Source organism: Fretibacterium sp. OH1220_COT-178 (assembly GCF_003860125.1).
Taxonomy (GTDB): domain Bacteria; phylum Synergistota; class Synergistia; order Synergistales; family Aminobacteriaceae; genus CAJPSE01.
Genome location: NZ_RQYL01000031.1, coordinates 22,580 through 30,630 on the forward strand (window position 1 = coordinate 22,580; position 8,051 = coordinate 30,630).

The window sequence follows — 8,051 nt, forward strand, 5'->3', positions numbered from 1 at the left end:
ATCCTATGTTCTCCGAGCTTGTTAAAGTCAACGGCTATCTGGTTCAAGCGTTTTCAATCTGCCGACGGCAGGTCTGGCTGCTGGCCCGTGGTGTGACTGCCGAACAGAGCAACGAATCCCTCGCTCTCGGCCGCTTGGTCGATCAGAACAGCTACGCTCGGGAGCGTCATCAGGTGGGTTTCGGGGACAACAAATTTGATTTTGTCCAGGGGGCGGATGGGGAGCTGGTCGTCTGCGAGGTCAAAAAGAGCAGCCGGGCGGAGCGGTCCGCGCGCCTGCAGCTGGCCCACTACCTCTACGACCTCCAAAAGGCTGGGATCGAGGCCCGCGGCGTCCTGATGTTCCCCACCGAAAAGAAGCGTGTCGAGGTGGAGCTCACGGATGCGCTCAAAGCGGAGTTGGATTGCGTGTATGCGGAGATTGAATCCCTTGCCCAAAGGAACGTGCCGCCTCCGGCCGAACACTGTAAGTACTGCGGCAAGTGTGCTTATGCCGAGTACTGCTGGGGATAGAGTGGGGATAGAGCATTTCCGGAGAGAGGAGGAACACGATGGGCAAAACTCTGTATCTGCTGAGTTCCGGAAGCCTGAAGCGCAAGGACAACACGCTTTTCGTCGAGCGGGTCGGCGAGAAGCCCCGCTTCCTGCCGGTGGAGACGACGGACGAGATCATGGTGATGGGGGAACTTGACCTCAACAAGAGCCTGCTGGAATTTCTGACCCAAAAGCAGATCATTCTCCATTTCTTCAACTATCACGGATACTATGCCGGAACCTACTATCCGCGCGAGCACATGAACTCCGGTGCCGTCATTCTGGCTCAGGCGGCTCACTACACGGATGAGGCCAGGCGGCACAAACTGGCGTCGACCCTCATTGTCGGGGCCATAGAGAATATGCGTAAGGTGGTGGCTTATTACCAGCGTCGCGCCTCCTTGGACGTGGAGGATATTTTGTCGGACCTGGAGCGATTCGAGGCGATGGCGCCACAGAGCGGGAGTGTCCCTGCCCTCATGGGCATCGAGGGCAATGCCCGTAACCGGTACTATCAATTTTTCGACAGGCTGGTTCAGGACGAGGCATTCAAAATGGTGGAGCGAACCCGGCGGCCGCCCAGCAACCGCATGAACGCGCTGATCAGTTTCCTGAACTCCATGTGTTACATTCTGGCGCTGTCTCAGATCTACAGAACGCACCTGGACCCGCGTATCGGCTTTCTGCACGAGACGAATTTCCGACGTTTCAGCCTGAACCTGGATCTTGCGGAGATCTTCAAGCCGATCCTGGTGGACCGACTGATTTTTTCTCTGGTCAACAGGCGCGAGATTCAGGAGAAGCATTTCGAGAAGGAGACGGGCGGGGGGATTTATCTGAACGATCGGGGACGTGAAATCGTGCTGCGTGCTTGGGAGACGCGAGTCAACGAAACCATCGAGCACCCCAGGCTGAAGCGCAACGTCAGCTACCGCGGGCTGATGCGCATGGAAGCCTACAAAATCCAGAAACACATTCTGGACGACACGCCTTACGACCCATTTGTCAGCAGGTGGTGAGGATGTTTGTCCTGATGTTCTACGATGTTGGGGAAAAACGGGTAGGTAAAGTCCTGAAGACGGCACGTCGATACCTGACCTGGATTCAGAACTCCGTCCTCGAAGGGGACTTGAGCCCTGCGACTTTCGAGGCCCTCAAGATAGACGTTCGGAAAATTTTGGACTTGCAATACGACAGTGTTTTGTTTTATGCTTGGCGTACCGAACGCTACATGTCCCGTGAGGTGGTGGGGGTGGAACGGGGCTGTACGGATTTTATGGTATAGGTGGGGGCCACCCCTCGGCACATTGACAACTTCATAGCTGGTTCTATACTTTCTTTGCATCCATTCTTGCGTTGCGTGCGTCGATCCCCGATGGCGTGGAATAGGCGGGGGATCGACGCATTCTCAAAATAAAGGCTGAGCGTCTGTCTATCAGGGTTTGATGGGACGAGAGAGCTTTTTGTTTTTTGCTGTACTTCGGTCTGCTATACTTAACCGGTGCAGACACCGGCGTGTGTTTGCGGCTTTGAAACCTTCCTTTGAGGGATGGAAACTGGCTGTAGCCGTCGTAGCTACCTGCGAGGTCGATGCTTTGAAACCTTCCTTTGAGGGATGGAAACTCATGGATGTGGGCCATCTGGGCTATTTCAACCCCCTTTGAAACCTTCCTTTGAGGGATGGAAACCCCTGGCCTACTACAAAGACACGCTTTCCACACGCCTTTGAAACCTTCCTTTGAGGGATGGAAACGGGCCTCGGCCATGCCCCACCAGGCGTAAACGCCCTGCTTTGAAACCTTCCTTTGAGGGATGGAAACGGATCATGGCGGCGTTGTCGTGATCCTCTCCGCCGTTCTTTGAAACCTTCCTTTGAGGGATGGAAACTTCCCGAAGGGTACGGCGTGTGTCATCGACTTGCCTCTTTGAAACCTTCCTTTGAGGGATGGAAACACCACAGACATCGCCAACACACTCGTGCATTGCGGTACTTTGAAACCTTCCTTTGAGGGATGGAAACCCTATAACATTATGAGCGCTCCGGTATCCCTATCACTTTGAAACCTTCCTTTGAGGGATGGAAACAGGCTTCTTTTTCTTCTCCCTGTGGTAAGTGCGACATCTTTGAAACCTTCCTTTGAGGGATGGAAACTGGAGGTGCGCTCGGCTTTGGTGTCTCGCCAGCGTACTTTGAAACCTTCCTTTGAGGGATGGAAACAGTACTAGGGCCTGCACCATCCACAGGGCACAGGCCCCTTTGAAACCTTCCTTTGAGGGATGGAAACGCTAAAGCCTTGCTATTAGCGGCTTTACGGGCTTTATCTTTGAAACCTTCCTTTGAGGGATGGAAACACGCTCCGCCGTTCCTGAGGGCATAAGGCTTGCCTCTTTGAAACCTTCCTTTGAGGGATGGAAACCGTGACCGCAAGCGTGACGAACACGCTCCAACCCTTGCTTTGAAACCTTCCTTTGAGGGATGGAAACGCAGCGGATTGTTTATCCTCTGGCGTTGTGGCGCTGCCTTTGAAACCTTCCTTTGAGGGATGGAAACACGCTCCGCCGTTCCTGAGGGCATAAGGCTTGCCTTCCTTTGAAACCTTCCTTTGAGGGATGGAAACTCGAACACATCGCCTGCGCCCATTGTGGGGAAGTCTACTTTGAAACCTTCCTTTGAGGGATGGAAACGCTTTTCCAATTCGACCTGACGCTTCACCCTTTCGGGCTTTGAAACCTTCCTTTGAGGGATGGAAACAGCTCCGGATGCTGTTCCTTGATGAGGATGTGCTTCCTTTGAAACCTTCCTTTGAGGGATGGAAACCACACAGGCCCGTGATTGTGTTGCCCTACTCCGCTTCCCTTTGAAACCTTCCTTTGAGGGATGGAAACGCGTGGGGAGGTCGGAGCTGCGGCAAGCGTCGTCGTCCTTTGAAACCTTCCTTTGAGGGATGGAAACCCCGCTATATCCAAGTTCCTGCCAGTCGTGGGGATCCTTTGAAACCTTCCTTTGAGGGATGGAAACACCAGCGAGGATGTGCAAAACGTTGTTGCCATGGTTCTTTGAAACCTTCCTTTGAGGGATGGAAACATGTCCGTTCGATCAGCTTTGCGGGTGCTGTTCTGCTTTGAAACCTTCCTTTGAGGGATGGAAACTGATCGAGTCCGCCGCCCCCATCCCAATCCCGAGTGCTTTGAAACCTTCCTTTGAGGGATGGAAACTTCCTTACACCTCCGCGAGCTCGAGCGACAGCTTTCTTTGAAACCTTCCTTTGAGGGATGGAAACCCAGATAAATTTGATTGGGGCAGAGCCCTTCCAGACCTTTGAAACCTTCCTTTGAGGGATGGAAACGTGTCGTTGAGATCGTTGATGCCCTGACCTCCAGCGACTTTGAAACCTTCCTTTGAGGGATGGAAACTGGTGTTTTTCCTCCTGCGGCCTGTGGCCGCGCAAACTTTGAAACCTTCCTTTGAGGGATGGAAACTGGCGTTTACGAGGACTGTCGTTATCTCGGTGAGCTCTTTGAAACCTTCCTTTGAGGGATGGAAACGGGTGGGGAGGTCGGAGCTGCGGCACGCTTCGTCGTCCTTTGAAACCTTCCTTTGAGGGATGGAAACTCGTATTTACCTCCGATTGTGTTTTTGTGCTATAATCCTTTGAAACCTTCCTTTGAGGGATGGAAACGAGGCTAAATAGGTACTCGGATTCCTGTTTGGGTCTTCTTTGAAACCTTCCTTTGAGGGATGGAAACTGGTCCTCTCCGCCGTTGTCTACCTCTAGTTCGACGCCGCTTTGAAACCTTCCTTTGAGGGATGGAAACCACGAACCAGCAGACCTTATTAACGCTTTTGGACACCTTTGAAACCTTCCTTTGAGGGATGGAAACCGCGTGCGGTCAGTTTTCCCAAACCGGAGACACAACCCTTTGAAACCTTCCTTTGAGGGATGGAAACCCTTCTGTGATGACCAACATCTTCCCGCCGGAGTCGCTTTGAAACCTTCCTTTGAGGGATGGAAACTGTAGCGTATCTTCGCCATGAGGTTGTCCAGGTCCGCTTTGAAACCTTCCTTTGAGGGATGGAAACAGGACTTTGAGCGTTGTTTCAGGCGGGATGTCCGTCCTTTGAAACCTTCCTTTGAGGGATGGAAACAGGCAAAGCTGTCGATTCCATGTTGTTGGTTGGCATCTTTGAAACCTTCCTTTGAGGGATGGAAACTTCACTCCTTCTTTTTCGGGACAGTCTTAGGGATCAGCTTTGAAACCTTCCTTTGAGGGATGGAAACAGGGGACACCATTCACAAGACCTGTGTGGTACCCACCGCTTTGAAACCTTCCTTTGAGGGATGGAAACGCGCTCTGGCAGCGATCTACGCTCTGAATAAGCACGCTTTGAAACCTTCCTTTGAGGGATGGAAACACCGCTCCTTTGAGGACCTTTCCCTGTGCCGCGGAGACTTTGAAACCTTCCTTTGAGGGATGGAAACGGGCCTTTGTCGTTCCCCCGACGGTGAGATTGTCAACTTTGAAACCTTCCTTTGAGGGATGGAAACGAACATCCCAGAACTCCGAGTTCGTAGGATGCTCTCCCCTTTGAAACCTTCCTTTGAGGGATGGAAACTTGATATCGGGTATAAGGACGGCAACAACCTCCGGGCGGCTTTGAAACCTTCCTTTGAGGGATGGAAACACCATATATGAGTGCAATTTACCCTACCAGATGACTCTTTGAAACCTTCCTTTGAGGGATGGAAACACGAAAACGACGATCTGCCCTATCGCCACGAGGACGCTTTGAAACCTTCCTTTGAGGGATGGAAACTTACAAGAGCAAGTCTTGGACGCGCTTCTCCTTCCCCACTTTGAAACCTTCCTTTGAGGGATGGAAACACTACGAGCGGAAGAAGGAAGCTGGTAAGGGGTTTACTTTGAAACCTTCCTTTGAGGGATGGAAACTGGGAGCGGTAGCCGAGATTGGTAGCAAGAGACATACTTTGAAACCTTCCTTTGAGGGATGGAAACGCGGCCGGTGCCGTGTCCGAACCATCCCGAACGTGACCCTTTGAAACCTTCCTTTGAGGGATGGAAACATAGACAAAAGTAACGGAGAGACGCCGCGTTATGGGCTTTGAAACCTTCCTTTGAGGGATGGAAACTATACGTTGCAGTCCTTTCGTTATGTAGTTGCCTTCCCTTTGAAACCTTCCTTTGAGGGATGGAAACCTAGAAAATATTGAGCTTGACAGAATACATACGTGACTTTGAAACCTTCCTTTGAGGGATGGAAACTAGCGCCTGTATGATCGTTCCGTTGTACCTATCATTTCCTTTGAAACCTTCCTTTGAGGGATGGAAACCCGATCCCCGGAACCGTGAACGTGCCGCCGATGGCACTTTGAAACCTTCCTTTGAGGGATGGAAACATATCCCAGTACAGGCGATGAAGATGTTGGTGGAGCTTTGAAACCTTCCTTTGAGGGATGGAAACGCGCGGCCTCGATCTTTTCCGTGCCAAAGTAGTTAACTTTGAAACCTTCCTTTGAGGGATGGAAACATTTAATCTGTTTCGATTTGCTTGTTTCGTCCCTCTGCTTTGAAACCTTCCTTTGAGGGATGGAAACAAATTGTCCTGGAGCGAATCCCCCCACGTGGAGAGCCTTTGAAACCTTCCTTTGAGGGATGGAAACACGACTTCGACGCGGGGAATCCGCCCCTGGTCCTGGCTTTGAAACCTTCCTTTGAGGGATGGAAACGCGCATCGAGTGGTTCTTTGCCCAGACACTGCGCGGCTTTGAAACCTTCCTTTGAGGGATGGAAACACAGGTCGTAGCTGTCCGTGCTTGCGTTTATGTGCTTCTTTGAAACCTTCCTTTGAGGGATGGAAACTGTAGTCCGGTCTGCATTTGCACAGGATCTCCGTGCCTTTGAAACCTTCCTTTGAGGGATGGAAACTTTTGAGGTCGGAATGTCCCAGGAGCTCCCGGACGGTCTTTGAAACCTTCCTTTGAGGGATGGAAACTTCCCCGAGGACGCCGCAGGAGACCCGGGGCGGCGCTCTTTGAAACCTTCCTTTGAGGGATGGAAACTGCGGGGCGGAGAACTTCCTTCCCAGGAGATCATCGCTTTGAAACCTTCCTTTGAGGGATGGAAACTCGTTACCGTCCCCCGGCTGGAGTTGGTCGATCGGGCTTTGAAACCTTCCTTTGAGGGATGGAAACTCGCTCTGTACCATCGCTCTTCGCTTATACATTGCCCACTTTGAAACCTTCCTTTGAGGGATGGAAACATTGCTGGATTTTGCGCATGTTGAGTTCCCCGGAGCCTTTGAAACCTTCCTTTGAGGGATGGAAACGACTTCTGGTTCGCCTGCGTCGACATAGAGGTCATCCTTTGAAACCTTCCTTTGAGGGATGGAAACTAGGCTATTCATTCTCCTTTGCCATACTCCAGGTCTATCTTTGAAACCTTCCTTTGAGGGATGGAAACATTTAATCTGTTTCGATTTGCTTGTTTCGTCCCTTCTTTGAAACCTTCCTTTGAGGGATGGAAACAGGTCCGGGCGACGGTTGGAATGGTAGGCGAGGATACTTTGAAACCTTCCTTTGAGGGATGGAAACGGGCACGCACACCCGCGGCGAGGCGACGTTCGTCGGGCTTTGAAACCTTCCTTTGAGGGATGGAAACCGGCGGCGTTCGTGGGGATGCTGGCCCATTTTCTGCCTTTGAAACCTTCCTTTGAGGGATGGAAACGCAATAAACGCAGCAATACCAAGCGTTTACAGCTAAGCTTTGAAACCTTCCTTTGAGGGATGGAAACATTTAATCTGTTTCGATTTGCTTGTTTCGTGTCTTTGCTTTGAAACCTTCCTTTGAGGGATGGAAACAAAGTACCAGAGCGCGGCGATCAGCGTGTCGCACCGCTTTGAAACCTTCCTTTGAGGGATGGAAACGGTGTAGGTCCACAAGCTCTCCCTCCTCGCCGGTCCCTTTGAAACCTTCCTTTGAGGGATGGAAACGCGTCTTTCAGAAGCGCATAGCTGTCCGTGCTTGCGCTTTGAAACCTTCCTTTGAGGGATGGAAACTCTGCTTATAGAAATGCCGGAACTGGTCCGTGTTGCCTTTGAAACCTTCCTTTGAGGGATGGAAACTTTGCTCGATTGCAGGCATCAACAAACCGTTGCTGCCTTTGAAACCTTCCTTTGAGGGATGGAAACTGCACAGCTTCGCCCAGCCGCCCATCTGGTCCAGGCTTTGAAACCTTCCTTTGAGGGATGGAAACTGCTCCAGCCTCCCCATTGAAGCCCAATACTTCCTCCTTTGAAACCTTCCTTTGAGGGATGGAAACGTTTGCAGATCTGGTACAGAACCTCGGCCTGAAACTCCTTTGAAACCTTCCTTTGAGGGATGGAAACATTAAGAAAATGCACAGTTCCGCCAAAAATGGGCAACTTTGAAACCTTCCTTTGAGGGATGGAAACATTTAATCTGTTTCGATTTGCTTGTTTCGTGTCTTTGCTTTGAAAC

Annotated in this window: 3 protein-coding genes and 1 CRISPR repeat array; all 3 genes read left to right on the top strand. The window is 51.4% G+C overall.

The features are described 5' to 3' along the window. Positions 1-5: 5 nt before the first annotated feature. Genes cas4 through EII26_RS11450 form a run of 3 tightly spaced genes read left to right on the top strand, consistent with a single transcriptional unit; the run spans position 6 to position 1,818 of the window. A complete protein-coding gene (gene cas4, locus EII26_RS11440; RefSeq protein ID WP_124889295.1) occupies positions 6-512 on the top strand; it encodes a CRISPR-associated protein Cas4 in 507 nt (168 codons plus the stop codon). Between the two features lie 38 nt (positions 513-550). Next, complete coding sequence (gene cas1b / locus EII26_RS11445) at positions 551-1,552, top strand: type I-B CRISPR-associated endonuclease Cas1b (RefSeq protein ID WP_124889296.1); 1,002 nt, start codon at positions 551-553, stop codon at positions 1,550-1,552. Between the two features lie 14 nt (positions 1,553-1,566). Then, positions 1,567-1,818: a CRISPR-associated endonuclease Cas2 gene (locus EII26_RS11450; protein ID WP_199735200.1), complete on the top strand. Its 252-nt coding sequence runs from the start codon at positions 1,567-1,569 to the stop codon at positions 1,816-1,818. A gap of 242 nt (positions 1,819-2,060) precedes the next feature. Next, positions 2,061-8,005: direct repeats of the CRISPR family, unit length 30 nt; unit sequence CTTTGAAACCTTCCTTTGAGGGATGGAAAC. Positions 8,006-8,051 lie beyond the last annotated feature (46 nt).